Origin of the sequence: Streptococcus sp. 3109, assembly GCF_013276905.1 — a bacterium.
Classification (GTDB): Bacteria; Bacillota; Bacilli; order Lactobacillales; family Streptococcaceae; genus Streptococcus.
The window spans coordinates 162,458-185,999 of the sequence record NZ_VMLY01000001.1 but is presented as its reverse complement, the minus strand read 5'-3'; the positions used below and the strand labels follow the sequence as shown (position 1 = coordinate 185,999).

The following is a 23,542-nucleotide window of genomic DNA, read 5'->3' as shown; positions in this document are numbered from 1 at the left end:
ATTTTTTATTAGTTTGTAATATGAATTTAAGAGAATTTTGGTACAATAAAATAAATAAGAACAGAGGAAGAAGGTTAATGAAGAAAGTAAGATTTATTTTTTTAGCTCTGCTATTTTTCTTAGCTAGTCCAGAGGGTGTAATGGCCAGTGATGGTACTTGGCAAGGAAAACAATACCTGAAAGCAGACGGTAGTCAAGCAGCCAATGAATGGGTTTTTGATGCTCACTATCAATCTTGGTTTTATATAAAAGCAGATGCCAACTATGCTGAAAATGAATGGCTGAAACAAGGTGATGATTATTTTTACCTAAAATCTGGTGGCTATATGGCCAAGTCAGAATGGGTAGAAGACAAGGGAGCCTTCTATTATCTTGACCAAAATGGAAAAATGAAAAGAAATGCGTGGGTAGGAACTTCCTATGTTGGTGCAACAGGTGCCAAGGTAATAGAAGACTGGGTTTATGATTCTCAATACGACTCTTGGTTTTATATCAAAGCAGATGGACAACACGCAGAGAAAGAATGGCTTCAAATCAAGGGCAAGGACTATTATTTCAAATCTGGTGGTTATATGCTGACAAGTCAGTGGATTGAACAGGCTTATGTGAGTGCTAGTGGCGCTAAAGTACAGCAAGGTTGGCTTTTTGACAAACAATACCAATCTTGGTTTTACATCAAAGAAAATGGAAATCATGCTGATAAAGAATGGATTTTCGAAAATGGTCACTATTATTATCTAAAATCCGGTGGCTATATGGCAAAAGATGAATGGATTTGGGATAAAGAGTCATGGTTTTACCTCAAATCTGATGGTAAAATAGCTGAGAAAGAATGGGTCTACGATTCTAAAAGTCAAGCTTGGTACTACTTCAAATCTGGTGGCTATATGGCGAAAAATGAGACAGTAGATGGTTATCAGCTTGGAAGCGACGGTAAATGGCTTGGAGAAAAAGCTACAAATGAAAATGCTGCTTATTATCAAGTAGTTCCTGTCACAGCAAATGTTTATAATGCAGATGGTGAAAAGCTTTCCTATATATCGCAAGGTAGTGTCGTCTGGCTAGATAAGGATAGAAAAAGTGATGACAAGCGCTTGGCTATTACTGTTTCTGGTTTGTCAGGATATATGAAAACAGAAGATTTACAAGCACTAGATGCTAGCAAGGATTTTATCCCTTATTATGAGAGTGATGGCCACCGTTTTTATCACTATGTGGCTCAGAATGCTAGTATTCCAGTAGCTTCTCATATTTCTGATATGGAAGTAGGCAAGAAATATTATTCGGCAGATGGGCTGCATTTTGATGGTTTTAAGCTTGAGAATCTCTTCCTTTTCAAAGATTTAACAGAGGCTACAAACTATAGTCCTGAAGACTTGGATAAGGTATTTAGTCTGTTGAATATTGACAATAGTCTCTTGGAAAATAAGGGATCTACCTTTAAGGAAGCTGAAGAACATTACCATATCAATGCCCTCTATCTCCTTGCCCATAGTGCTTTAGAAAGTGATTGGGGACGAAGTAAGATTGCTAAAGATAAGAATAATTTCTTTGGAATTACAGCCTATGATACGACACCTTACCTTTCTGCCAAGACATTTGATGATGTGGATAAGGGAATTTTAGGTGCAACCAAGTGGATTAAGGAAAATTATATCGATAGGGGCAGAACTTTCCTTGGAAATAAGGCGTCTGGTATGAATGTTGAATATGCCTCAGACCCTTATTGGGGCGAAAAAATTGCTAGTGTGATGATGAAAATCAATGAGAAACTAGGTGGTAAAGATTAGTCTTATTATTGGATATGATTTGAGTGAATAGTATGTTAAAAATCCTGATTTCAAGTAAAATCAGGATTTTTTCATGGATGCGATTTTTTCTGGGTCTGGTGTAACACGGAGGGTCTTTTGTCCTGTGTAAGTGACAAAGCCGGGTTTGCCACCAGTTGGTTTGTTAAGTTTCTTGACCTCGATCATATCTACCTGAACCAGATTTGACAGGCGAGCTTGCGAGAAGTAGGCGGCTAGCTCTGCTGCGTCTGTCTTGACTTCATCAGATGGGTCTAGGTTGCCTGAGATGACAACATGGCTTCCAGGAATGTCCTTGGCATGGAACCAAAGTTCCTCCTTGCGGGCCATTTTAAAGGTTAGTTCCTCATTTTGCAGGTTATTGCGGCCAACATAGATGATGGTTTTGCCATCGCTGGCCAGATATTGTTCTGGTTTTTTGCGTTTCTGGATTTTCTCCCGTTGTCTTCTGCGGATAAAACCTGTTTGAATCAATTCTTCACGGATTTCAGCGATTTCTTCTAGTCCTGCTTGGTTGAGGACGGTTTCCACACTTTCCAGATAGAGAATGGTTGCCTTAGTTTCTTCAATCAAATCAGTCAAGTATTTGACAGCTTCTTTGAGTTTCTGGTACCGTTTAAAATAGCGTTGGGCATTCTGGTTGGGAGTCAAGGCTTTATCAAGCGCAATCGTGATAGGTTGGTTGGTGTAGTAGTTGTCCAGGATAACCTGATCTTGGTCGTTAGGCACTTGGTGGAGGAAGGTTGTCAGCAATTCCCCTTTTTGGCGAAATTCTTCAGCATTGTCTGTCGCCAGTAACTCTTTTTCTTGCTTTTGCAGTTTGTGGCGGTTTTTCTGAAGTTCGTTTTCAACACGACGAATGAGTTCACTGGCTTGCTGTTTGACGCGGTCGCGCTCAGCCTTATCCTTATAGTAGGTGTCCAACAAATCAGAAAGACTAGCAAAAGGCTCTCCCACCTGATTTGCAAAAGGAACTGGACTGAAGGATGTCTCTGTCAAGCAGGGTTTGGTTTCTTGACTGAAAAAGTTACGGAAAGTAGACAGTTTATCACTAACCAGAATGTTTGCCAATTCATTTGCTGTATCGCGTCCCAGACCTTGAAAGAGGCTTTGAAGATTTTTAGCTGTCGTTTCCTGTGTTTGTAGGATTTCAAAGAGCTTTTCATTCTTGATAGTAAAAGGATTGAGAGATTCCGTACTTGGCGGAGCGATGTAGGTAGACCCAGGAAGCAAGGTGCGGTAGCTATTTTGTGAAAAGCCAACGTGTTTAATGACTTCGAGGATTTTATGACTGCTTTTATCGACCAGTAGAATATTACTGTGTTTACCCATAATCTCGATAATCAAGGTAGCCTGGATATGGTCTCCAATCTCGTTTTTATTGGAAACTGTCATTTCCACAATACGGTCATTTTCCACTTGCTCAATAGACTCAATCAGGGCACCCTGCAAATACTTTCTCAAAACCATGATAAAGGTAGAAGGTTGGGCTGGGTTTTCAAAAGTCGTTTGGGTCAGCTGAATGCGTCCAAAAACAGGATGGGCAGAAAGGAGCAGGCGATGACTTTGGCGATTGCTGCGGATTTGCAAGACCAACTCTTGTTCAAAAGGTTGATTGATTTTCTGGATGCGACCATTCACTAACTCTCTTCGCAATTCCTCAACCATGTGGTGTAAAAAAAATCCGTCAAATGACATCGTTCTCTCCTTGTGATTGTATTCCATAGTATTATATCAAAAAGGTAGAATAAAATCATGGAAATGTGGTATAATAAAGCCAAGTAAAGAGAAACGAGAAGCACATGTATATTGAAATGGTAGATGAAACTGGTCAAGTTTCAAAAGAAATGTTGCAACAAACCCAAGAAATTTTGGAATTTGCAGCCCAAAAATTAGGAAAAGAGGACAAGGAGATGGCAGTTACCTTTGTGACCAATGAGCGTAGTCATGAACTCAATCTGGAGTACCGTGACACAGACCGTCCGACAGATGTTATCAGCCTTGAATACAAGCCAGAGTTGGAAATTGCCTTTGCCGAGGAAGATTTGCTTGAAAATCCGGAATTGGCAGAGATGATGTCTGAGTTTGATGCCTATATTGGGGAACTGTTCATCTCTATTGATAAGGCTCATGAGCAGGCCGAGGAATACGGTCACAGCTTTGAGCGTGAGATGGGCTTCTTGGCAGTACACGGCTTTTTACATATCAACGGCTATGATCACTACACTTCGGAAGAAGAAGCGGAGATGTTCGGTTTACAAGAAGAAATTTTGACAGCCTATGGACTCACAAGACAATAAACGAAAATGGAAAAATCGTGACCTGATATCCAGTTTAGAATTTGCCATCACAGGGATTTTTACTGCTAGCAAGGAAGAACGCAATATGCGAAAACATGCCGTGACGGCTCTAGTGGTCATCCTTGCAGGTTTTGTTTTTCAGGTGTCACGAATCGAATGGCTCTTTCTCTTATTGAGCATTTTCTTGGTAGTAGCCTTTGAAATTATCAACTCTGCTATTGAAAATGTGGTGGATTTGGCCAGTCACTATCACTTTTCCATGCTGGCTAAAAATGCCAAGGATATGGCAGCTGGCGCGGTATTAGTGGTCTCTCTTTTCGCAGCCTTAACAGGCGCATTGATTTTTCTCCCACGAATCTGGGATTTATTATTTTAAACAGTAAGAGGAAATTATGACTTTTAAATCAGGCTTTGTAGCCATTTTAGGACGTCCCAATGTTGGGAAGTCAACTTTTTTAAATCATGTCATGGGGCAAAAGATTGCCATCATGAGTGACAAGGCGCAGACAACGCGCAACAAAATCATGGGAATTTACACGACTGATAAGGAACAAATCGTCTTTATCGACACACCAGGGATTCACAAACCTAAAACGGCCCTTGGAGATTTCATGGTCGAATCCGCCTACAGCACCCTTCGTGAAGTGGATACTGTTCTTTTTATGGTGCCTGCGGATGAAGCGCGTGGTAAGGGGGACGATATGATTATCGAGCGTCTTAAGGCTGCCAAGATTCCTGTTATTCTGGTGGTGAATAAAATCGATAAGGTTCACCCAGACCAGCTTTTGTCTCAGATTGATGATTTCCGTAATCAGATGGACTTTAAGGAAATCGTTCCAATCTCAGCCCTTCAGGGGAATAACGTGTCTCGTCTAGTGGATATTTTGAGTGAAAATCTGGATGAAGGATTCCAATATTTCCCAGCTGACCAAATCACAGACCATCCAGAACGCTTCTTAGTATCAGAGATGGTTCGCGAGAAAGTCTTGCACCTAACTCGTGAAGAAATTCCGCATTCTGTTGCAGTAGTAGTGGATTCTATGAAACGAGATGAAGAGACAGACAAGGTTCACATCCGTGCAACCATCATGGTCGAGCGCGATAGTCAGAAAGGGATTATCATCGGTAAAGGTGGCGCTATGCTTAAGAAAATTGGTAGCATGGCCCGTCGTGATATTGAACTCATGCTAGGAGACAAGGTTTTCCTAGAAACCTGGGTCAAGGTCAAGAAAAACTGGCGCGATAAAAAGCTAGATTTGGCTGACTTTGGCTATAATGAAAAAGAATACTAAGTAGAGGTGGGCTCATGCCTGCTTCTTGTTTTTACAGAAGGAGGACGTATGCCTGAATTACCTGAGGTTGAAACCGTTCGTCGTAGTTTAGAAAAATTGATTCTGGGTAAGAAGATTTCGAGTGTAGAAATTCGCTATACCAAGATGATTAAGACAGATTTGGACGAGTTTCAAAAGGAGGTGCCTGGTCAGATTATTGAGTCAATGGAACGTCGGGGCAAATATTTGCTTTTTTACCTGACAGACAAGGTCTTGATTTCCCATTTGCGCATGGAAGGCAAGTATTTTTATTATCCGTATCAGGTTCCCGAACGCAAGCATGCCCATGTTTTCTTTCAGTTTGAGGACGGTGGCACGCTTGTTTATGAGGATGTTCGCAAGTTTGGTACTATGGAACTCTTGGAGCCTGATCTTTTAGACGCCTACTTTATTTCTAAAAAATTAGGGCCTGAACCAACAGACCAGGACTTTGATTTAGAGAATTTTATAGGTGCCCTGAAGAAATCTAAAAAGCCTATCAAATCCCATCTCCTAGACCAGACCTTGGTAGCTGGACTTGGCAATATCTATGTGGATGAGGTTCTCTGGCGAGCTCAGGTTCATCCGGCAAGACCTTCCCAGACTTTGACAGCAGCAGAAACGACAGCCATTCATGACCAAACCATTGCTATTTTGGGCCAGGCCGTTGAAAAAGGTGGTTCGACCATTCGGACCTATACCAATGCCTTTGGGGAAGATGGAACCATGCAGGATTTTCATCAGGTCTATGACAAGGCTGGTCAAGAGTGTTCACGCTGTGGGACAGTGATTGAGAAAATCCAACTAGGCGGACGTGGAACCCACTTTTGTCCTCAGTGCCAAAGGAGGGGCTGATGGGAAAAATCATCGGAATCACTGGGGGAATTGCCTCTGGTAAGTCAACCGTGACAAATTTTCTAAGAAAGCAAGGCTTTCAAGTAGTGGATGCCGACGCAGCCGTCCACCAACTACAGAAACCTGGTGGTCGTCTGTTTGAAGCTCTAGTCCAGCACTTTGGTCAAAAAATTATCTTAGAAAATGGAGAACTCAATCGCCCTCTCCTAGCTAATCTCATCTTTTCAAATCCTGAAGAACAGGAATGGTCTAAGCGAATCCAAGGAAAGATTATCCGTGAGGAACTAGCTACGTTGAGAGATCAGTTTGCTCAGACAGAAGAGATTTTTTTCATGGATATCCCCTTACTTTTTGAGCAGAACTACGTCTCTTGGTTTGATGAGACTTGGTTGGTCTATGTGGACCGAGATGTCCAAGTAGAACGCTTAATGAAAAGGGACCACTTGTCCAAAGATGAAGCTGAGTTTCGTCTGGCAGCCCAGTGGCCTTTAGAGAAAAAGAAAGATTTGGCCAGTTATGTTCTAGATAACAATGGAAATCAGGACCAGCTTCTTACTCAGGTGTTCTCCCTGCTTGAGGGAGGTAAGCAAGATGACAGAGATTAACTGGAAGGATAATCTGCGCATTGCCTGGTTTGGTAATTTTCTGACAGGAGCCAGTATTTCTTTGGTAGTGCCCTTTATGCCCATCTTTGTGGAAAATTTAGGTGTAGGGAGTGATCAAGCTGCTTTTTACGCAGGTTTAGCTATTTCTGTCTCTGCCATTTCTGCAGCACTTTTCTCTCCTATCTGGGGCATCCTTGCTGATAAATACGGTCGAAAACCCATGATGATTCGTGCTGGTCTGGCCATGACTATCACTATGGGAGGCTTGGCCTTTGTGCCAAATATCTATTGGTTAATCTTTCTTCGTTTACTGAATGGTGTATTTGCGGGTTTTGTTCCCAATGCAACGGCCTTGATAGCCAGTCAGGTTCCAAAGGAGAAATCAGGCTCTGCCTTAGGTACTTTGTCTACTGGCGTAGTTGCAGGTACTCTAACTGGTCCCTTTATCGGGGGATTTATCGCAGAATTATTTGGTATTCGTACAGTTTTCTTACTGGTTGGTAGTTTTCTGTTTTTAGCTGCTGTTTTGACTATTTGCTTTATCAAGGAAGATTTTCAACCAGTAGCCAAGGAAAAGGCCATCCCAACAAGGGAATTATTTACATCAGTTAAATATCCCTATCTTTTGGCCAACCTCTTTCTGACCAGTTTTGTCATCCAATTTTCAGCCCAATCAATCGGCCCTATCTTAGCTCTGTATGTACGCGACTTAGGGCAGACAGAGAATCTTCTTTTTGTATCTGGTTTGATTGTATCCAGTATGGGCTTTTCCAGTATGATGAGTGCAGGAGTCATGGGAAAGCTAGGTGACAAGGTGGGCAACCATCGCCTCTTGGTTGTAGCCCAGTTTTATTCAGTCATCATCTATCTCCTCTGTGCCAATGCCTCTAGCCCCCTTCAACTAGGACTTTATCGTTTCCTCTTTGGATTGGGAACCGGTGCCCTGATTCCCGGGGTTAATGCCCTACTCAGCAAAATGACTCCCCAAGCCGGCATTTCGAGGGTCTTTGCCTTCAATCAGGTATTCTTTTATCTGGGAGGTGTCGTTGGTCCCATGGCAGGTTCTGCAGTAGCAGGTCAATTTGGCTACCATGCAGTCTTTTATGCGACAAGCCTTTGTGTTGCCTTTAGTTGTCTCTTTAACCTGCTTCAATTTCGAACATTATTAAAAGTAAAGGAAATCTAGTGCGAGTAAAAATTAATCTCAAATGCTCCTCTTGTGGCAGTATCAATTACCTAACCAGTAAAAATTCAAAAACTCATCCAGACAAGATTGAGGTTTTAAAGTATTGTCCCAAGGAAAGAAAAGTAACCCTACATCTTGAATCTAAGTAGATTTTATGGTAAAATAATAAGGATTTTAAGGAGTTTGATATGTATAACCTATTATTAACCATTTTATTAGTATTATCTGTTGTGATTGTGATTGCGATTTTCATGCAACCAACTAAAAACCAATCCAGCAATGTATTTGATGCCAGCTCAGGTGATTTGTTTGAACGTAGTAAAGCACGCGGTTTCGAAGCTGTAATGCAGCGTTTGACAGGGATTTTAGTCTTTTTCTGGCTAGCCATTGCCTTAGCATTGACGGTATTATCAAGTAGATAAGAAAATAATGGGCAGGACTAGGTCTTTGCCTCTTTTTATTTTTAAAAGATATTTGAGAAGGTTTTACAGTAAAAGAAAATAAAAAATCTAGAAAGAAAATATGAAAGACAGAATAAAAGAATATTTACAAGATAAGGGAAAGGTAACTGTCAATGACTTGGCTCAGGCTTTGGGAAAAGACGGTTCCAAGGACTTTCGTGAGTTGATTAAAACCTTGTCCTTAATGGAAAGAAAGCACCAGATTCGCTTTGAAGAAGATGGAAGTCTGACCTTGGAAGTCAAGAAAAAACATGAGATTACTCTCAAGGGGATTTTTCATGCCCATAAAAATGGCTTTGGCTTTGTCAGTCTAGAAGGGGAAGAGGACGACCTTTTTGTAGGAAAAAACGATGTCAACTATGCTATTGATGGTGATACCGTTGAGGTCGTCATCAAGAAAGTCGCTGACCGCAATAAGGGAACAGCAGCAGAAGCAAAAATTATTGATATCTTAGAACACAGTTTGACAACTGTTGTTGGCCAAATCGTTCTGGATCAGGAAAAGCCTAAGTATGCTGGCTACATCCGTTCGAAAAATCAGAAAATCAGCCAACCCATCTATGTTAAGAAACCAGCCCTTAAACTGGAGGGAACAGAAGTTCTCAAGGTCTTTATCGATAAATACCCAAGTAAGAAACATGATTTCTTTGTCGCGAGTGTCCTCGATGTGGTGGGGCATTCAACGGATGTCGGAATTGATGTTCTTGAGGTCTTGGAATCAATGGACATTGTATCCGAGTTTCCAGAAGCTGTTGTCAAGGAAGCAGAAAGTGTGCCTGATGCTCCGTCTCAAAAGGATATGGAAGGTCGTCTGGATCTAAGAGATGAGATTACCTTTACCATTGACGGTGCTGACGCCAAGGACTTGGACGATGCGGTGCATATTAAGCCTATGAAAAATGGAAATATCGAACTCGGAGTTCACATAGCAGATGTTTCCTATTATGTGACCGAGGGTTCTGCCCTTGACAAGGAAGCCCTTAACCGCGCGACTTCAGTCTATGTAACAGACCGAGTGGTTCCAATGCTTCCAGAACGACTGTCAAATGGTATCTGTTCTCTCAATCCTCAAGTTGACCGCCTGACCCAGTCTGCCATTATGGAGATTGATAAACATGGTCGTGTAGTCAACTACACCATCACACAAACGGTTATCAAGACTAGCTTCAGGATGACCTATAGCGATGTCAATGATATCCTAGCTGGCGATGAAGAAAAGAGAAAAGAATATCATAAAATTGTACCAAGTATCGAACTTATGGCCAAGCTTCATGAAACTTTAGAAAACATGCGTGTGAAACGTGGAGCTCTCAATTTTGATACCAATGAAGCGAAGATTTTAGTGGATAAACAAGGTAAGCCTGTTGATATCGTTCTTCGTCAGCGTGGCATTGCCGAGCGTATGATTGAGTCCTTTATGTTGATGGCCAATGAAACAGTTGCTGAGCATTTCAGCAAGTTGGATTTGCCTTTTATCTATAGAATTCACGAGGAGCCTAAGGCTGAAAAGGTTCAGAAGTTTATTGATTATGCTTCGAGTTTTGGCTTGCGCATTTATGGGACTGCCAGTGAGATTGGCCAGGAGGCACTTCAAGACATTATGCGTGCTGTTGAGGGAGAACCTTATGCAGATGTATTGTCCATGATGCTTCTTCGCTCTATGCAGCAGGCTCGTTATTCGGAGCACAATTACGGCCACTATGGACTAGCTGCTGACTATTATACTCACTTTACCAGTCCGATTCGTCGTTATCCAGACCTTCTTGTTCACCGTATGATTCGTGATTACGGCCGTTCTAAAGAAATAGCAGAGCATTTTGAACAAGTGATTCCAGAGATTGCGACCCAGTCTTCCAACCGTGAGCGTCGTGCCATCGAGGCGGAGCGTGAAGTCGAAGCCATGAAAAAGGCTGAGTACATGGAAGAGTACGTAGGCGAAGAGTACGATGCAGTTGTATCAAGTATTGTCAAATTCGGTCTCTTTGTTGAATTGCCAAACACAGTTGAAGGCTTGATTCACATCACTAATCTACCTGAATTTTATCATTTCAATGAGCGTGATTTGACTCTTCGTGGAGAGAAATCAGGAACAACCTTCCGTGTAGGTCAGCAGATTCGCATTCGCGTTGAAAGAGCTGATAAGATGACGGGCGAAATTGACTTCTCTTACATTCCAAGTGAGTTTGATGTGATTGAAAAAGGCTTGAAACAGTCTAGTCGCAGTGACAGAGGGCGTGGTTCAAGTCGTCGTTCAGATAAGAAGGAAGATAAGAGAAAATCAGGACGCTCAAATGATAAGCGCAAGCATTCACAAAAAGACAAGAAGAAAAAAGGAAAGAAACCTTTTTACAAGGAAGTAGCTAAGAAAGGAGCCAAGCATGGCAAAGGGCGAGGGAAAGGTCGTCGCACAAAATAAAAAGGCGCGCCACGACTATACAATCGTAGATACGCTAGAAGCAGGAATGGTCCTGACTGGAACTGAAATCAAGAGTGTGCGAGCTGCTCGAATCAATCTCAAGGACGGTTTTGCACAAGTAAAAAATGGGGAGGTCTGGTTGAGCAACGTTCATATCGCTCCTTACGAAGAGGGTAATATCTGGAATCAGGAACCAGAACGTCGCCGCAAACTCCTGCTCCATAAGAAACAAATTCAAAAATTGGAACAAGAGACCAAAGGGACAGGAATGACCCTGGTTCCCCTTAAAGTCTATATCAAAGATGGTTACGCTAAACTCCTTTTAGGTCTAGCTAAAGGAAAGCATGACTATGATAAACGGGAGTCAATCAAGCGACGTGAGCAGAATCGCGATATTGCGCGCGTGATGAAAGCTGTCAATCAGCGATAAAAAGAGGAATGAAGATGGAAAAACTAGTTGCCTATAAACGCATGCCTTTGTGGACTAAAGAAACTATGCCAGAGGCTGTTCAGCAGAAACACAATACCAAGGTTGGGACTTGGGGGAAAATTACTGTCTTGAAGGGAGCTCTCAAGTTTATTGAATTGACAGAAGATGGTGAGGTTTTAGCTGAGCACCTCTTTGAAGCAGGAGCCGACAATCCCATGGCACAACCTCAAGCTTGGCATCGAGTCGAGGCTGCTACAGACGATGTGGAATGGTACTTGGAGTTTTATTGTAAACCTGAAGATTATTTCCCTAAGAAATACAATACTAATCCTGTTCATTCAGAGGTCCTAGAGGCTATGCAGACAGTAAAACCAGGGAAAGCCTTGGATTTGGGCTGTGGTCAAGGCCGTAATGCATTCTTTTTAGTCCAACAAGGTTTTGATGTGACAGCTGTGGATCAAAATGAACTGGCCCTTGAAATCTTGCAAAGCATTGTGGAGCAGGAAAATCTGGACATGCCAGTTGGTCTTTACGATATCAATTCAGCTAGTATTGGGCAAGCGTATGATTTCATCGTATCGACAGTTGTTTTGATGTTTTTGCAAGCAGACCGCATTCCTGCAATTATCAAAAATATGCAGGAGCATACTACGGTCGGTGGTTATAATCTTATCGTTTGTGCTATGGATACGGAAGATTACCCTTGCTCTGTGAACTTCCCATTTACCTTTAAAGAAGGGGAATTGTCAGACTATTACAAGGACTGGGAATTGGTTAAGTACAATGAAAATCCAGGTCAATTGCACCGTCGCGATGAAAATGGCAATCGCATTCAACTACGCTTTGCGACCATGCTAGCTAAGAAAATTAAATAAACATGAATGAAGATTAGGAATTTTTCTGATCTTTTTTTTCTTTTTTTACGAATAGATAAGATAGAAGAATTGACAAAAATACGCATTATAAGTATAATTTTAGCTAGAAAGGTGACAATGAATGCCAATCACAGGTAAGGAAATGGTAAAATTAGCTCTTGCAAATGGATGGATTGAAGTTCGTAAGAGAGGAAGTCATCATCATTTTAAGAAAGAAGGAGTTCCCTATCTTGTCACTATTCCAGTTCACGGTAATGATGATCTAGGAAAAGGGTTAGAGAGAAAAATATTAAAAGATTTGGGATTGTAGTTGATTTGGAAATTGTGGAGGTGTATTATGCTAAAATCTTATCCTGCTATTTTTCATAAAGAAGGTACTGGATACTGGATTGAATTTCCGGAGTTTGGAGGTGGGACAGAGGGAGCAACGATTGAACTTGCAATGAAAAATGCTCGGGAAATGCTTGAGAGTGTTTTAGCTTCTTATATTGATGAAGGACTGGCTCTGCCTACTCCTAGTGACATTGCTGAGTTGAAAGCTCCTGATGGATTTGTGACTTTGATTCAGGTCAATCCCTTGCCTTTCGTAAAGAATAATAAAGCGATTCGAAAAAATGTTACGGTTCCAGAGTGGCTAGTCAGACTTGCAGATCGTGAGAAAGTGAACTATTCTGAAGTTTTGACACAAGCTCTTGAAAGTCGCTTGCAACTCTAAAATTATAGAGTGATGAAGATTAGGAAATTTCCTGATCTTTTTTCTTTTTTTCGAATAATATAGAAAAGGAGGGAAATCATGTTTGTTGCGAGAGATACTAGGGGAGAATTGGTAAATGTGTTAGAGGATAAGCTTGAGAAGCAAGCCTACACTTGCCCAGCTTGTGGAGGTCAGCTCCGTTTGCGGCAAGGACCAAGTGTCCGAACCCATTTTGCCCATAAATCCTTAAAAGACTGTGATTATTCCTCTGAAAATGAAAGCCCAGAACACCTGTCCAATAAAGAATCACTTTATCACTGGTTGAAAAAAGATGCAGAGGTGCAATTAGAATACCCGCTTCCAGAGCTTAAACAGATTGCGGATGTGTTTGTAAATGGCAATCTAGCTTTAGAGGTTCAATGTAGTCCCTTGCCTCAAAAAGTTCTTAAAGAGCGCAGTGAGGGCTATTGTAGTGAGGGTTACCAAGTACTGTGGTTGCTGGGGCAAAAACTGTGGCTCAAAGACCGTTTGACTCGTCTGCAACAAGGTTTTCTCTATTTCAGTCAAAACATGGGCTTTTATGTTTGGGAAGTAGACAAGGAAAAACAGGTTTTAAGGCTTAAATATCTCATCCACCAGGATCTCCGAGGCAGACTCTATTATCAAATCAAGGAATTTCCCTATGGACAAGATAGTTTACTGGAGATATTACGTCTTCCCTATAAGAAACAAAAAATATCTCATTTTACAGCTTCTCAGGACAAGGACATCTGTCGCTATATCCGGCAACAACTCTATTATCAAAATCCTTTTTGGATGAAAGAACAAGCGGAAGCCTATAAAAAGGGAGAAAATCTCCTAACTTATGGTCTAAAAGAATGGTATCCACAAATAAGACCACTAGTAGGTAATTTTTGCCAAATTGAGCAAGATTTGACTCGCTATTATCAGTATTTTCAAACCTATTACCAAGAAAATCCTCAAAATGATTGGCAAAAGCTTTATCCACCAGCCTTTTATCAGCAATATTTCTTGAAAAATATGGTAAAATAGAAAGGATGGAGGAATCTAATGGTATTACAAAGACATGAAATAAATGAAAAAGATACATGGGATCTATCAACGATTTACCCAACTGACCAGGCTTGGGAAGAAGCCTTAAAAGATTTAACAGAACAACTGGAGAAAGTAAGCCAGTATGAAGGCCATCTCTTGGATAGTGCGGATAGCCTACTCGAAATCACTGAATTTTCTCTTGAAATGGAACGCCAGATGGAGAAGCTTTACGTTTATGCTCATATGAAGAATGACCAAGATACACGTGAAGCCAAGTACCAAGAGTACTATGCTAAGGCTATGACTCTATACAGCCAGCTAGACCAAGCCTTTTCATTCTATGAGCCTGAATTTATGGAAATCAGTGAAGAGCAGTATGCTGACTTTTTAGAAGCTCAACCAAAATTGCAGCTTTATCAACACTATTTTGATAAGCTTTTGCAAGGCAAGGATCACGTTCTTTCACAACGTGAAGAAGAATTATTGGCTGGAGCTGGAGAAATCTTTGGTTCGGCAAGTGAAACCTTCGCTATCTTGGACAATGCGGATATTGTGTTCCCTTATGTCCTCGACGATGATGGTAAGGAAGTTCAGCTATCTCATGGGACTTACACACGTTTGATGGAGTCTAAAAATCGTGAGGTGCGTCGTGGTGCCTATCAAGCTCTTTATGCGACTTATGAACAATTCCAACATACCTATGCCAAAACCTTGCAAACCAATGTTAAGGTGCAAAACTACCGTGCTAAAGTTCGCAACTACAAGAGCGCTCGTCATGCAGCCCTAGCAGCCAATTTTGTTCCAGAGAGTGTTTATGACAATTTGGTAGCAGTAGTTCGCAAGCATTTGCCCCTCTTGCATCGTTACCTTGAACTTCGTTCAAAAATCTTGGGGATTTCAGACCTTAAGATGTACGATGTCTACACACCGCTTTCATCTGTTGAATATAGTTTTACCTACCAAGAAGCCTTGAAAAAGGCAGAAGATGCTTTGTCAGTCTTGGGTGAGGATTACTTGAGCCGTGTTAAACGTGCCTTCAGCGAGCGTTGGATTGATGTTTACGAAAATCAAGGCAAGCGTTCAGGGGCTTACTCTGGTGGTTCTTACGATACCAATGCCTTTATGCTCCTTAACTGGCAGGACAATCTTGACAATCTCTTTACTCTTGTTCATGAGACAGGCCACAGCATGCATTCTAGCTATACTCGCGAGACTCAGCCTTATGTTTATGGAGATTACTCTATCTTCTTGGCTGAGATTGCATCAACTACCAATGAAAATATCTTGACGGAGAAATTATTGGAAGAAGTGGAAGACGACGCAACGCGCTTTGCTATTCTCAATAACTTCCTAGATGGTTTCCGTGGAACAGTTTTTCGTCAAACTCAATTTGCCGAGTTTGAACACGCAATCCACCAAGCGGATCAAAATGGTGAAGTCTTGACAAGCGATTTCTTAAATAAACTCTACGCAGACTTGAACCAAGAGTATTATGGTTTGAGTAAGGAAGACAATCCTGAAATCCAATACGAGTGGGCTCGCATTCCACACTTCTACTATAACTACTATGTATACCAATATTCAACAGGCTTTGCGGCCGCCTCAGCCCTAGCTGAAAAGATTGTCCATGGTAGTCAAGAAGATCGTGACTGCTATATCGACTATCTCAAGGCAGGTAAGTCTGACTATCCACTTAATGTCATGAGAAAAGCTGGTGTTGATATGGAGAAGGAAGACTATCTCAACGATGCTTTTGCAGTCTTCGAACGTCGTTTGAATGAGTTTGAAGCCCTTGTTGAAAAATTGGGATTGGCATAAGATGGTTGAATCATATAGTAAAAATGCCAACCATAACATGCGTCGCCCTGTCGTCAAGGAAGAAATTGTAGACTTGATGCGTCAGCGCCAAAAGCAAGTCACAGGTTCCTTGAAAGAATTGGAAGACTTTGCCCGCAAGGAAAATATTCCCATTATTCCCCATGAAACGGTAGCTTATTTCCGTTTTCTCATGGAAACCATGCAACCTAAAAACATTCTGGAAATTGGGACGGCCATCGGTTTTTCAGCCCTCTTGATGGCGGAACATGCGCCAAATGCCAAGATTACAACTATTGATCGCAATCCAGAAATGATTGGTTTTGCCAAGGAAAATTTTGCCCAGTTTGATAGTCGTAAGCAAATCACTCTCCTAGAAGGAGATGCGGTAGATGTCTTATCAACCTTGACAGAGTCTTATGATTTTGTCTTTATGGATTCTGCCAAGTCTAAATACATCGTCTTTCTACCAGAAATCCTCAAACATTTGGAAGTTGGAGGTGTGGTTGTCTTGGATGATATTTTCCAAGGCGGTGATGTTGCCAAGGACATTATGGAAGTCCGTCGAGGTCAGCGAACCATCTATCGAGGCCTTCAAAGACTATTTGATGCAACCTTAGACAATCCAGGACTCACTGCAACATTAGTCCCTCTGGGGGACGGCATTCTCATGCTTCGTAAAAATGTAGCAGATGTTCAATTGCCTGACAGCGAATGATTTTCAGAAAAATTTAAGAAAATATAGTACAATAGATAGAGTAACACTTATCTCAAAGGAGTAGACATGAAGAAAAAACTATTGGCAGGTGCCATTACACTATTATCAGTAGCAACTTTAGCAGCTTGTTCGAAAGGTTCAGAAGGGGCAGACCTTATCAGCATGAAAGGGGATGTCATCACAGAACATCAATTTTATGAGCAAGTGAAAAGCAACCCTTCAGCCCAACAAGTCTTGTTAAATATGACCATCCAAAAAGTTTTTGAAAAACAATATGGCTCAGAGCTTGATGATAAAGAGGTTGATGATACTATTGCCGAAGAAGAAAAACAATATGGCGAAAACTACCAACGTGTCTTGTCACAAGCAGGTATGACGATTGAAACACGTAAAGCTCAAATTCGTACAAGTAAATTAGTTGAGTTGGCAGTTAAGAAGGCAGCAGAAGCTGAACTGACAGATGATGCCTATAAGAAAGCATTTGACGAGTACACTCCAGATGTAACGGCTCAAATCATCCGTCTTGATAATGAAGATAAGGCCAAAGAAGTTCTCGAAAAAGCCAAGGCAGAAGGTGCTGATTTTGCTCAATTAGCCAAAGATAATTCAACTGATGAGAAAACTAAAGCAAATGGTGGAGAAATTACCTTTGATTCTGCTTCAACGGAAGTACCTGAGCAAGTCAAGAAAGCCGCTTTCGCTTTAGATGTAAATGGCATTTCTGATGTGATTACAGCAACTGGCACACAAGCCTACAGTAGCCAATATTACATTGTAAAACTCATTAAGAAAACAGAAAAATCATCTAATATTGATGACTACAAAGAAAAATTAAAAACTGTTATCTTGACTCAAAAACAAAATGATTCAACATTTGTTCAAAGCATTATCGGAAAAGAATTGCAAGCAGCCAATATCAAGGTTAAGGACCAAGCCTTCCAAAATATCTTTACCCAATATATCGGTGGTGGAGATTCAAGCTCAAGCAGTAGTACATCAAACGAATAGTCCAAATCAATAAGTCAGGGAAAAAACTCGACTTCAGGAAAAAATGAAGTAAATCTTTCCACAATAAAACGCATAGTACAAGGTTTTCAATACCTGATATTATGCGTTTTTTGATTTTAAAGACTTTTTGACCAGACTCATTTTTTTAACTTAATACTCAGTGAAAAGCAAAGATTAAACTAGGAAGCTAGCTGTAGGCTGCTCAAAGAACAGCTTTGAAGACTTATGAGGTCACCAACATATATAATGTGAAGCTGACGTGGTTTGAATCGATTTTAGAAGAGTATGAGTCTGGAAGTTTTAATGGATAATGCAAGATTCCATAGAATGGGTAAGATAGAGTTCTTATGTGAAGAGTTTGGGCATAAACTTTTACCTCTTCCTCCCTACTCATCTTATACTCAATGAAAATCAAAGAGCAAACTAGGAAACTAGCCGCAGGTTGCTCAAAGCACTGCTTTGAGGNNCATATATACGGCAAGGCGACGTTGACGCGGTTTGAAGAGATTTTCGAAGAGTATTAGTATAGAAAAGTGAATCTGAACTAGTACATCACTACTTCTAAAACATTCTTATAAATTAGTTTAAATTCTCAAATCACATTATTCAGTTCTTATTTCATTTTGCTCTACAATCCTGTTGAGAAGACACGTGTTCATATCAAAAAGGTATTGGCAAGTTGCAATACCTTTTTACGAGGCTCTTTTGTCTTATTTTTGTTTCAACTGACTATATCTCCAGAAGGCTAGGCTATAATTATGATTGATAAGAAGTATCATTCCACGTATCGAGAGTGAATGTTTCAAAATCATGGGTTTCTAGAATGGTCAGGCTGGCATTTGCTAGACTGCCATCTTTACGAAGAAGTGGTTCTTTATATCCTAGAAGAGTACGAAGACTGGCAGTAAGATTGGCACCGTGACCGACAATTAGAATACGCTCAGCTGGACTATCTTTGAGTGATTTGATAAATTGGATGGTCCGTTGCGTGGTGCTATAGAGGGATTCGGCTCCAAACATTTGAGTATCAAATTGAGCAAGATTAGTACGGAAAGCCTGGATTTGTTGCGGGTAAATAGCTTCCAAGGTTGCAATTTTCAAACCTTCCAACTTCCCCAGCTGCCATTCACGAATATTAGGAACACTTTCTAAAGGACAGGGCGTCTTGAGTTGACTTTGGATAATCTCGGCAGATCTGACTGCTCGAGGTAAGTCACTTGAATAGATCTGATCAAAAGGAATATCCTTGAGATACTGGCCTAGTTGTTTTAGGGTTTCAATGGATTCAGGAAGAAGGGGGGAATCTCCACTAGCACCTTGAAAGCGTCCTTCTTGGTTCCAGACTGTACGACCGTGGCGGACAAAGTAGAGTTTCATTACTTGCTGTCCTCCAAAATATCTACAAAGTCTGCCTTTACAAAGCTAGCCAAGTCTTGTGGCACGACGATAATGCTGTGACCAACTTCCCCAGCAGAGACAATCATTTGATCCAAGTCTAGGGCGATTTTATCGATAAAAATGGGGTAATTGTGTTTCTGACGAATTCCGACAGGATTATTGGCTCCATGAATGTAACCAGTTGTTTTTTCCAAGTCCTTTTGTGGAATCATGCTCACTTTTTTATTGCCAGAAATTTTGGCTAGTTTCTTTTCAGACAAGTGTTGAGTGATAGGGACAATTCCGATAATCGGTCCTGTCTTGTCTCCCAAAAGAGCCAAGGTTTTGAAAATCTGATCTCGTTCATAACCTTGAGGAAGCTCTCCTTCCAGGGCATTGATTTGAATCCCCTGATGTGGGATACCTGCTTTAGATAGGATTTGTTCTACTAATGTTTTTTTGACTTTAACTTTTTTTGCCATTATTTATATTTATCCTCCAATTGACTCATCCAAATACCAAGCCAAATTCCTAGAGCAAAGAAGAAGGCGATGATGACATAACCGACAAGTGAAAGACCTGTGTATTGGATACTTTCAGCGTTTCCTGCATTTGGAATCAAGATCAAAAGGGTACTTGATAGGACGATACCGATGATGAAATGATAGACGCATGAGTGGTAGTTGTTTAAGGCATAATCCATCAATTTTGAAAAAACGATGAGAGTGGCACCTGCTCCGATTCCAATCGGGAAGAAGGTTCCCAAGAGGTCAAAGGTTTTAAAACCAGTCAACATCGGAGCATAGAGACCCAAAATCAAAAGTAGATTTGATGGACTGAGGCCAGGAACCAAGACGCCAAGAGCCAGCAGTGCACCTGCTAGGACCAAATTAAGAAAGCTAGCACTTAAGGTTCCAACGACAAAATTTAAGGCATAGAGTCCTAATCCAGAAATGATAAAGGTTGTCCAGAACCAAGCTAAATCAATCTTGTCTCGGTCAGATTCTCGAGTTGATTCCTTGAGAAGGCTAGGAACTGTACCAATGATGGCACCCGCAAAGCTCCATAAGACAAAGACCTGATAATTTTCAAGCAGGTATTCAATCGGGTAGGAAAATAAGCCGATTCCCAGAAGCATACCGATGGCAACTGGAATAAAGTACAAAACATTTTCTTTAAAGTCTTTAAAGGGATGGGCCAGAAAGCCAATCATCCGTTCGTAAATTCCTAAGATTGCTGCTAGAACCCCTCCGGAAATTCCCGGTAGAATAAATCCAAGAGCAATCACAATCCCTTTGATAATGCGCGCTAACCATGAGAGCATATATTTCCTCCAACTATTTCTATTTCAAAAAATCCTTACTATATTGTATCACAATCAAACACAAAAAGAAAAAGCAAATGCTAAACAAATGCTTTTAAGGTTTTAAAAAGATTTTTCTAAAGGTTTCTTCTTTGTTTTTTAAGGGAGAGATGACGTTGATATCCAAATCGTGGTCAAAGCCGGCAATTTTTCCTTTAGATGTGTATTGGTGGATGTCATAATCTAAATCAGTTTTAGGACTGCTCTCCAAAAATCCTGAGTTTGAGCCGTAGGACGGAATCCAAACAGAAGTAAACTTGCCTGTATCAATACTGTGTTCTTCCATGAAGTAGACCCCAACGTAGATTCCGATGTTTTTAGCACCTAGTGATGCTAGTTTTGCTCGAAAGGCTTCAACACCCTCGTTCATATTGGACATGGTTTTGTCCTCCACATCTAGCCAATAGTAGCTAGGGCTGTATGGCGATGAAGCATTATAAAAAACTTCAGCAGCCTTTTCCATTTCTTGGACACTTTTTCCAGCTACATAGGCATAGACAGCAACTGGGACATTCCGCTTTTGAAGTTCAGTGATATGACTCTTATAGGCCTTGTCTATTCCATTGATAAAGGAAGCATCATTTTCTTCTGTCGTTTGAGCACCACTGTGAACACGAACAATAGCGCCTGAAATATTTTGTGAGAGGGCATCGTAGTTGATTTCCTCAGGACGCTGCCAGCCAGAGAGGTCAATAATCGGTTTGTCTAAGTGTTTCAAAGCCTGTGCTTCAATCTGCGCTATGTTGGATTTTGTTTTAAAGGATTGGTTGTCATTAAGTGGGCGATTGATGATTAAAATGAAAATTATGATCCCAAAAAAACCAAATAAAATAAGTGGATGAATTTGTTTTCTCATATCTTATAATTCTACCCTAAAAATCAAAAAAAATCAAAAAAATGGGTTAAGGAAAGGACTTTGGAGCATTTTTTCATTCAAGAGCGCGGAATGATTTGAAATATGGTATAATAAAAGGGAATTTCTAGAGAAAAGAGAAGATTATGTCAAATTATGCCATTATTTTAGCAGCGGGTAAAGGGACTCGCATGAAATCTGATTTGCCAAAAGTTTTGCACAAGGTTGCGGGTATTTCTATGCTGGAACATGTTTTCCGTAGTGTGGGAGCTATCAAACCTGAAAAGACAGTAACAGTTGTCGGACACAAGGCAGAATTGGTTGAGCAGGTCTTGGCTGGACAGACAGAATTTGTGACTCAATCTGAACAGTTAGGGACTGGGCATGCAGTTATGATGACAGAGCCTATCTTAGAAGGTTTGTCAGGTCACACCTTGGTCATTGCAGGAGATACTCCTTTAATCACAGGTGAAAGCTTGAAAAACTTGATTGATTTCCATATCAATCATAAAAATGTGGCCACTATCTTGACTGCTGAAACGGATAATCCTTTTGGCTATGGACGAATTGTTCGTAATGATAATGCTGAGGTTCTTCGCATTGTTGAGCAAAAAGATGCCACCGATTTTGAAAAGCAAATCAAGGAAATCAACACTGGAACATATGTCTTTGACAACGAGCGTTTGTTTGAGGCTTTGAAAAATATTAATACAAATAATGCTCAAGGTGAATATTATATTACAGACGTCATCGGTATTTTCCGTGAAGCTGGTGAAAAAGTTGGCGCTTATACTTTGAAAGATTTTGATGAAAGTCTTGGGGTAAATGACCGTGTAGCTCTTGCGACGGCTGAGTCAGTCATGCGTCGTCGCATCAATCATCAGCACATGGTCAACGGTGTTAGCTTTGTCAATCCAGAAGCAACTTATATCGATATTGATGTTGAGATTGCTCCCGAAGTTCAAATCGAAGCCAATGTTACCTTGAAGGGGCAAACGAAAATTGGTGCTGAGACTGTTTTGACAAACGGTACTTATGTAGTGGACAGCACTGTCGGAGCAGGAGCGGTCATTACCAATTCTATGATTGAGGAAAGTAGTGTTGCAGACGGCGTAACTGTCGGACCTTATGCCCACATTCGTCCAGGTTCAACTCTAGGTGCCCAAGTTCATATTGGTAACTTTGTTGAGGTTAAAGGTTCTTCTATCGGCGAGAATACTAAGGCTGGTCATTTGACTTATATTGGAAACTGTGAAGTGGGTAGCCAGGTTAATTTTGGTGCAGGAACCATTACAGTCAACTATGACGGCAAAAATAAATACAAGACAGTCATCGGTAACAATGTCTTTGTTGGTTCAAATTCAACCATTATTGCGCCAGTAGAACTTGGTGACAATTCCCTCGTTGGTGCTGGTTCAACTATTACTAAAGACGTGCCGGTGGATGCTATTGCTATTGGTCGCGGTCGTCAGGTCAATAAAGACGAATATGCAACACGTCTTCCTCACCATCCTAAGAATCAGTAGGAGCCTATCATGGAATTTGAAGAAAAAACGCTTAGCCGAAAAGAAATCTATCAAGGACCAATTTTTAAACTGGTTCAAGATCAGGTTGAATTACCAGAAGGCAAAGGAGTTGCCCAACGGGATTTGATTTTCCACAATGGGGCTGTCTGTGTTTTAGCAGTAACGGATGAGCAAAAGCTCATCTTGGTCAAGCAGTACCGCAAAGCCATTGAGGCAGTCTCTTACGAAATTCCAGCCGGAAAGTTGGAAGTAGGAGAAAATACAGACCCTGTCGCAGCAGCCCTTCGTGAATTAGAGGAAGAAACAGCCTATACAGGGAAATTGGAACTCTTGTACGATTTTTACTCAGCCATCGGCTTTTGTAATGAAAAGTTAAAACTATACCTAGCCAGCGATTTGACAAAGGTGGAAAATCCGCGTCCCCAGGATGAAGATGAGACCTTGGAAGTCCTTGAAGTGAGCTTAGAAGAAGCCAAGGAATTAATCCAATCAGGTCATATCTGTGATGCCAAGACGATTATGGCTGTTCAGTATTGGGAATTGAACAAAAAATAGAGGAGGTCAATATGGGTAAACCTTTATTAACGGATGAAATGATTGAAAGAGCTAATAGAGGCGAAAAGATTTCAGGTCCCCCTTTGCTAGATGATGAGGAGACAAAAATTTTACCAACCTCTTCTTCTCGTTTTGGTTATGCCAATCCTAAGGATCATGGCTTTAGTCAGGAAACCTTGAAGATTCAGGTCGAACCGTCTATCCATAAAAGCCGTCGCATTGAAAATACCAAGAGAAATGTTTTCAATTCTAAACTGAATAAAATCTTATTTGCAGTCATCTTTCTCTTGATTTTGCTTGTCTTAGCAATGAAACTTTTGTAATAGAAAAG

26 protein-coding genes and 1 pseudogene are annotated in these 23,542 nt (G+C 40.9%); 22 read left to right on the top strand and 5 right to left on the bottom strand.

Features of this window, described 5'->3' with window-relative positions; all coding sequences use genetic code 11:
* Positions 1-20: 20 nt before the first annotated feature.
* Positions 21-1,790, top strand: a complete 1,770-nt coding sequence (locus HT698_RS01055) for a glucosaminidase domain-containing protein (RefSeq protein ID WP_173218279.1) — start codon at positions 21-23, stop codon at positions 1,788-1,790.
* Between the two features lie 60 nt (positions 1,791-1,850).
* On the opposite strand, the gene pavA is transcribed toward HT698_RS01055, so the two are convergent.
* Positions 1,851-3,506, bottom strand: coding sequence for an Rqc2 family fibronectin-binding protein PavA (gene pavA / locus HT698_RS01050; RefSeq protein ID WP_173218281.1), 1,656 nt, complete (start codon positions 3,504-3,506; stop codon positions 1,851-1,853).
* Between the two features lie 104 nt (positions 3,507-3,610).
* Here pavA and ybeY point away from each other — a divergent pair, with 104 nt between their 5' ends.
* The 18 genes and pseudogenes from ybeY to HT698_RS00960 form a co-directional block, all read left to right on the top strand.
* Positions 3,611-4,108 carry an rRNA maturation RNase YbeY gene (ybeY, locus tag HT698_RS01045; RefSeq protein WP_173218283.1) on the top strand — a complete coding sequence of 166 codons (498 nt, stop codon included), beginning with the start codon at positions 3,611-3,613 and terminating at the stop codon, positions 4,106-4,108.
* On the top strand, positions 4,089-4,484 hold the full coding sequence (locus HT698_RS01040) for a diacylglycerol kinase (protein ID WP_173218285.1): 396 nt from the start codon (positions 4,089-4,091) through the stop codon (positions 4,482-4,484). Before ybeY ends, HT698_RS01040 begins: the two co-directional genes overlap by 20 nt.
* Positions 4,485-4,500: 16 nt before the next feature.
* A complete protein-coding gene (era, locus tag HT698_RS01035) occupies positions 4,501-5,400 on the top strand; it encodes a GTPase Era (protein WP_173218287.1) in 900 nt (299 codons plus the stop codon).
* A gap of 48 nt (positions 5,401-5,448) precedes the next feature.
* Entirely contained in the window at positions 5,449-6,273 is an 825-nt protein-coding gene (gene mutM, locus HT698_RS01030; RefSeq protein ID WP_173218289.1) for a DNA-formamidopyrimidine glycosylase, read from the top strand.
* Positions 6,273-6,878 carry a dephospho-CoA kinase gene (gene coaE, locus HT698_RS01025; RefSeq protein ID WP_173218291.1) on the top strand — a complete coding sequence of 202 codons (606 nt, stop codon included), beginning with the start codon at positions 6,273-6,275 and terminating at the stop codon, positions 6,876-6,878. Before mutM ends, coaE begins: the two co-directional genes overlap by 1 nt.
* Complete coding sequence (locus HT698_RS01020; RefSeq protein ID WP_173218293.1) at positions 6,865-8,064, top strand: multidrug efflux MFS transporter; 1,200 nt, start codon at positions 6,865-6,867, stop codon at positions 8,062-8,064. Before coaE ends, HT698_RS01020 begins: the two co-directional genes overlap by 14 nt.
* Positions 8,064-8,213: a 50S ribosomal protein L33 gene (rpmG, locus tag HT698_RS01015; RefSeq protein ID WP_001809104.1), complete on the top strand. Its 150-nt coding sequence runs from the start codon at positions 8,064-8,066 to the stop codon at positions 8,211-8,213. The genes HT698_RS01020 and rpmG overlap by 1 nt, the downstream gene beginning before the upstream one ends.
* Positions 8,214-8,252: 39 nt before the next feature.
* Positions 8,253-8,486 carry a preprotein translocase subunit SecG gene (gene secG, locus HT698_RS01010; protein ID WP_000282517.1) on the top strand — a complete coding sequence of 78 codons (234 nt, stop codon included), beginning with the start codon at positions 8,253-8,255 and terminating at the stop codon, positions 8,484-8,486.
* Positions 8,487-8,586: 100 nt separating this feature from the next.
* The gene (rnr, locus tag HT698_RS01005; RefSeq protein WP_173218295.1) at positions 8,587-10,941 is read left to right on the top strand and encodes a ribonuclease R; all 2,355 of its coding nucleotides are present in this window, start codon (positions 8,587-8,589) and stop codon (positions 10,939-10,941) included.
* The gene (smpB, locus tag HT698_RS01000; RefSeq protein ID WP_001051750.1) at positions 10,904-11,371 is read left to right on the top strand and encodes an SsrA-binding protein SmpB; all 468 of its coding nucleotides are present in this window, start codon (positions 10,904-10,906) and stop codon (positions 11,369-11,371) included. Before rnr ends, smpB begins: the two co-directional genes overlap by 38 nt.
* Positions 11,372-11,385: 14 nt before the next feature.
* Positions 11,386-12,246 (top strand): SAM-dependent methyltransferase TehB, encoded by an 861-nt coding sequence (tehB, locus tag HT698_RS00995; protein ID WP_173218297.1) that lies wholly within the window; start codon positions 11,386-11,388, stop codon positions 12,244-12,246.
* A gap of 121 nt (positions 12,247-12,367) precedes the next feature.
* Positions 12,368-12,556, top strand: a complete 189-nt coding sequence (locus tag HT698_RS00990) for a type II toxin-antitoxin system HicA family toxin (protein WP_001122912.1) — start codon at positions 12,368-12,370, stop codon at positions 12,554-12,556.
* Between the two features lie 27 nt (positions 12,557-12,583).
* The gene (locus HT698_RS00985; RefSeq protein ID WP_050252888.1) at positions 12,584-12,961 is read left to right on the top strand and encodes a type II toxin-antitoxin system HicB family antitoxin; all 378 of its coding nucleotides are present in this window, start codon (positions 12,584-12,586) and stop codon (positions 12,959-12,961) included.
* A 78-nt stretch (positions 12,962-13,039) separates the two neighbouring features.
* A complete protein-coding gene (locus HT698_RS00980; RefSeq protein WP_173218299.1) occupies positions 13,040-13,993 on the top strand; it encodes a competence protein CoiA family protein in 954 nt (317 codons plus the stop codon).
* An 18-nt stretch (positions 13,994-14,011) separates the two neighbouring features.
* Complete coding sequence (gene pepF, locus HT698_RS00975; RefSeq protein WP_173218301.1) at positions 14,012-15,814, top strand: oligoendopeptidase F; 1,803 nt, start codon at positions 14,012-14,014, stop codon at positions 15,812-15,814.
* A gap of 1 nt (position 15,815) precedes the next feature.
* A complete protein-coding gene (locus HT698_RS00970; RefSeq protein WP_004259562.1) occupies positions 15,816-16,529 on the top strand; it encodes an O-methyltransferase in 714 nt (237 codons plus the stop codon).
* Positions 16,530-16,595: 66 nt separating this feature from the next.
* On the top strand, positions 16,596-17,537 hold the full coding sequence (gene prsA / locus HT698_RS00965; protein ID WP_173218303.1) for a peptidylprolyl isomerase PrsA: 942 nt from the start codon (positions 16,596-16,598) through the stop codon (positions 17,535-17,537).
* A gap of 297 nt (positions 17,538-17,834) precedes the next feature.
* Positions 17,835-17,930 (top strand): annotated as a pseudogene (locus tag HT698_RS00960) (IS630 family transposase); the annotation flags it as partial.
* 363 nt (positions 17,931-18,293) lie between these two features.
* Here HT698_RS00960 and HT698_RS00955 read toward each other — a convergent pair.
* From HT698_RS00955 to HT698_RS00940, 4 genes are all read right to left on the bottom strand, one after another.
* Complete coding sequence (locus HT698_RS00955) at positions 18,294-18,914, bottom strand: histidine phosphatase family protein (RefSeq protein ID WP_173218305.1); 621 nt, start codon at positions 18,912-18,914, stop codon at positions 18,294-18,296.
* Positions 18,914-19,396 (bottom strand): aminoacyl-tRNA deacylase, encoded by a 483-nt coding sequence (locus HT698_RS00950; RefSeq protein WP_173218307.1) that lies wholly within the window; start codon positions 19,394-19,396, stop codon positions 18,914-18,916. Before HT698_RS00950 ends, HT698_RS00955 begins: the two co-directional genes overlap by 1 nt.
* Complete coding sequence (locus tag HT698_RS00945; protein WP_173218308.1) at positions 19,396-20,238, bottom strand: DUF368 domain-containing protein; 843 nt, start codon at positions 20,236-20,238, stop codon at positions 19,396-19,398. Before HT698_RS00945 ends, HT698_RS00950 begins: the two co-directional genes overlap by 1 nt.
* Positions 20,239-20,332: 94 nt before the next feature.
* Positions 20,333-21,133, bottom strand: a complete 801-nt coding sequence (locus HT698_RS00940) for a glycoside hydrolase family 25 protein (protein WP_173218310.1) — start codon at positions 21,131-21,133, stop codon at positions 20,333-20,335.
* Positions 21,134-21,276: 143 nt separating this feature from the next.
* On the opposite strand from HT698_RS00940, the gene glmU reads away from it, so the two are divergent.
* From glmU to macP, 3 genes are read left to right on the top strand one after another with little or no spacing between them, the layout of a single operon-like run.
* Positions 21,277-22,656 (top strand): bifunctional UDP-N-acetylglucosamine diphosphorylase/glucosamine-1-phosphate N-acetyltransferase GlmU, encoded by a 1,380-nt coding sequence (glmU, locus tag HT698_RS00935; protein ID WP_173218312.1) that lies wholly within the window; start codon positions 21,277-21,279, stop codon positions 22,654-22,656.
* 9 nt (positions 22,657-22,665) lie between these two features.
* A complete protein-coding gene (locus tag HT698_RS00930; protein WP_173218314.1) occupies positions 22,666-23,211 on the top strand; it encodes an NUDIX hydrolase in 546 nt (181 codons plus the stop codon).
* An 11-nt stretch (positions 23,212-23,222) separates the two neighbouring features.
* On the top strand, positions 23,223-23,534 hold the full coding sequence (gene macP, locus HT698_RS00925; RefSeq protein WP_000517861.1) for a cell wall synthase accessory phosphoprotein MacP: 312 nt from the start codon (positions 23,223-23,225) through the stop codon (positions 23,532-23,534).
* Positions 23,535-23,542: the final 8 nt, after the last annotated feature.

Excerpts from the sequence above, each read along its gene's own strand:
- HT698_RS01055 (WP_173218279.1), top strand. The coding sequence starts at position 21 with ATGAATTTAAGAGAATTTTGGTACAATAAAATAAATAAGAACAGAGGA.
- pavA (WP_173218281.1), bottom strand. The coding sequence starts at position 3,506 with ATGTCATTTGACGGATTTTTTTTACACCACATGGTTGAGGAATTGCGA.
- ybeY (WP_173218283.1), top strand. The coding sequence starts at position 3,611 with ATGTATATTGAAATGGTAGATGAAACTGGTCAAGTTTCAAAAGAAATG.
- HT698_RS01040 (WP_173218285.1), top strand. The coding sequence starts at position 4,089 with ATGGACTCACAAGACAATAAACGAAAATGGAAAAATCGTGACCTGATA.
- era (WP_173218287.1), top strand. The coding sequence starts at position 4,501 with ATGACTTTTAAATCAGGCTTTGTAGCCATTTTAGGACGTCCCAATGTT.
- mutM (WP_173218289.1), top strand. The coding sequence starts at position 5,449 with ATGCCTGAATTACCTGAGGTTGAAACCGTTCGTCGTAGTTTAGAAAAA.
- coaE (WP_173218291.1), top strand. The coding sequence starts at position 6,273 with ATGGGAAAAATCATCGGAATCACTGGGGGAATTGCCTCTGGTAAGTCA.
- HT698_RS01020 (WP_173218293.1), top strand. The coding sequence starts at position 6,865 with ATGACAGAGATTAACTGGAAGGATAATCTGCGCATTGCCTGGTTTGGT.
- secG (WP_000282517.1), top strand. The coding sequence starts at position 8,253 with ATGTATAACCTATTATTAACCATTTTATTAGTATTATCTGTTGTGATT.
- rnr (WP_173218295.1), top strand. The coding sequence starts at position 8,587 with ATGAAAGACAGAATAAAAGAATATTTACAAGATAAGGGAAAGGTAACT.
- smpB (WP_001051750.1), top strand. The coding sequence starts at position 10,904 with ATGGCAAAGGGCGAGGGAAAGGTCGTCGCACAAAATAAAAAGGCGCGC.
- tehB (WP_173218297.1), top strand. The coding sequence starts at position 11,386 with ATGGAAAAACTAGTTGCCTATAAACGCATGCCTTTGTGGACTAAAGAA.
- HT698_RS00990 (WP_001122912.1), top strand. The coding sequence starts at position 12,368 with ATGCCAATCACAGGTAAGGAAATGGTAAAATTAGCTCTTGCAAATGGA.
- HT698_RS00985 (WP_050252888.1), top strand. The coding sequence starts at position 12,584 with ATGCTAAAATCTTATCCTGCTATTTTTCATAAAGAAGGTACTGGATAC.
- HT698_RS00980 (WP_173218299.1), top strand. The coding sequence starts at position 13,040 with ATGTTTGTTGCGAGAGATACTAGGGGAGAATTGGTAAATGTGTTAGAG.
- pepF (WP_173218301.1), top strand. The coding sequence starts at position 14,012 with ATGGTATTACAAAGACATGAAATAAATGAAAAAGATACATGGGATCTA.
- HT698_RS00970 (WP_004259562.1), top strand. The coding sequence starts at position 15,816 with ATGGTTGAATCATATAGTAAAAATGCCAACCATAACATGCGTCGCCCT.
- prsA (WP_173218303.1), top strand. The coding sequence starts at position 16,596 with ATGAAGAAAAAACTATTGGCAGGTGCCATTACACTATTATCAGTAGCA.
- HT698_RS00955 (WP_173218305.1), bottom strand. The coding sequence starts at position 18,914 with ATGAAACTCTACTTTGTCCGCCACGGTCGTACAGTCTGGAACCAAGAA.
- HT698_RS00950 (WP_173218307.1), bottom strand. The coding sequence starts at position 19,396 with ATGGCAAAAAAAGTTAAAGTCAAAAAAACATTAGTAGAACAAATCCTA.
- HT698_RS00945 (WP_173218308.1), bottom strand. The coding sequence starts at position 20,238 with ATGCTCTCATGGTTAGCGCGCATTATCAAAGGGATTGTGATTGCTCTT.
- HT698_RS00940 (WP_173218310.1), bottom strand. The coding sequence starts at position 21,133 with ATGAGAAAACAAATTCATCCACTTATTTTATTTGGTTTTTTTGGGATC.
- glmU (WP_173218312.1), top strand. The coding sequence starts at position 21,277 with ATGTCAAATTATGCCATTATTTTAGCAGCGGGTAAAGGGACTCGCATG.
- HT698_RS00930 (WP_173218314.1), top strand. The coding sequence starts at position 22,666 with ATGGAATTTGAAGAAAAAACGCTTAGCCGAAAAGAAATCTATCAAGGA.
- macP (WP_000517861.1), top strand. The coding sequence starts at position 23,223 with ATGGGTAAACCTTTATTAACGGATGAAATGATTGAAAGAGCTAATAGA.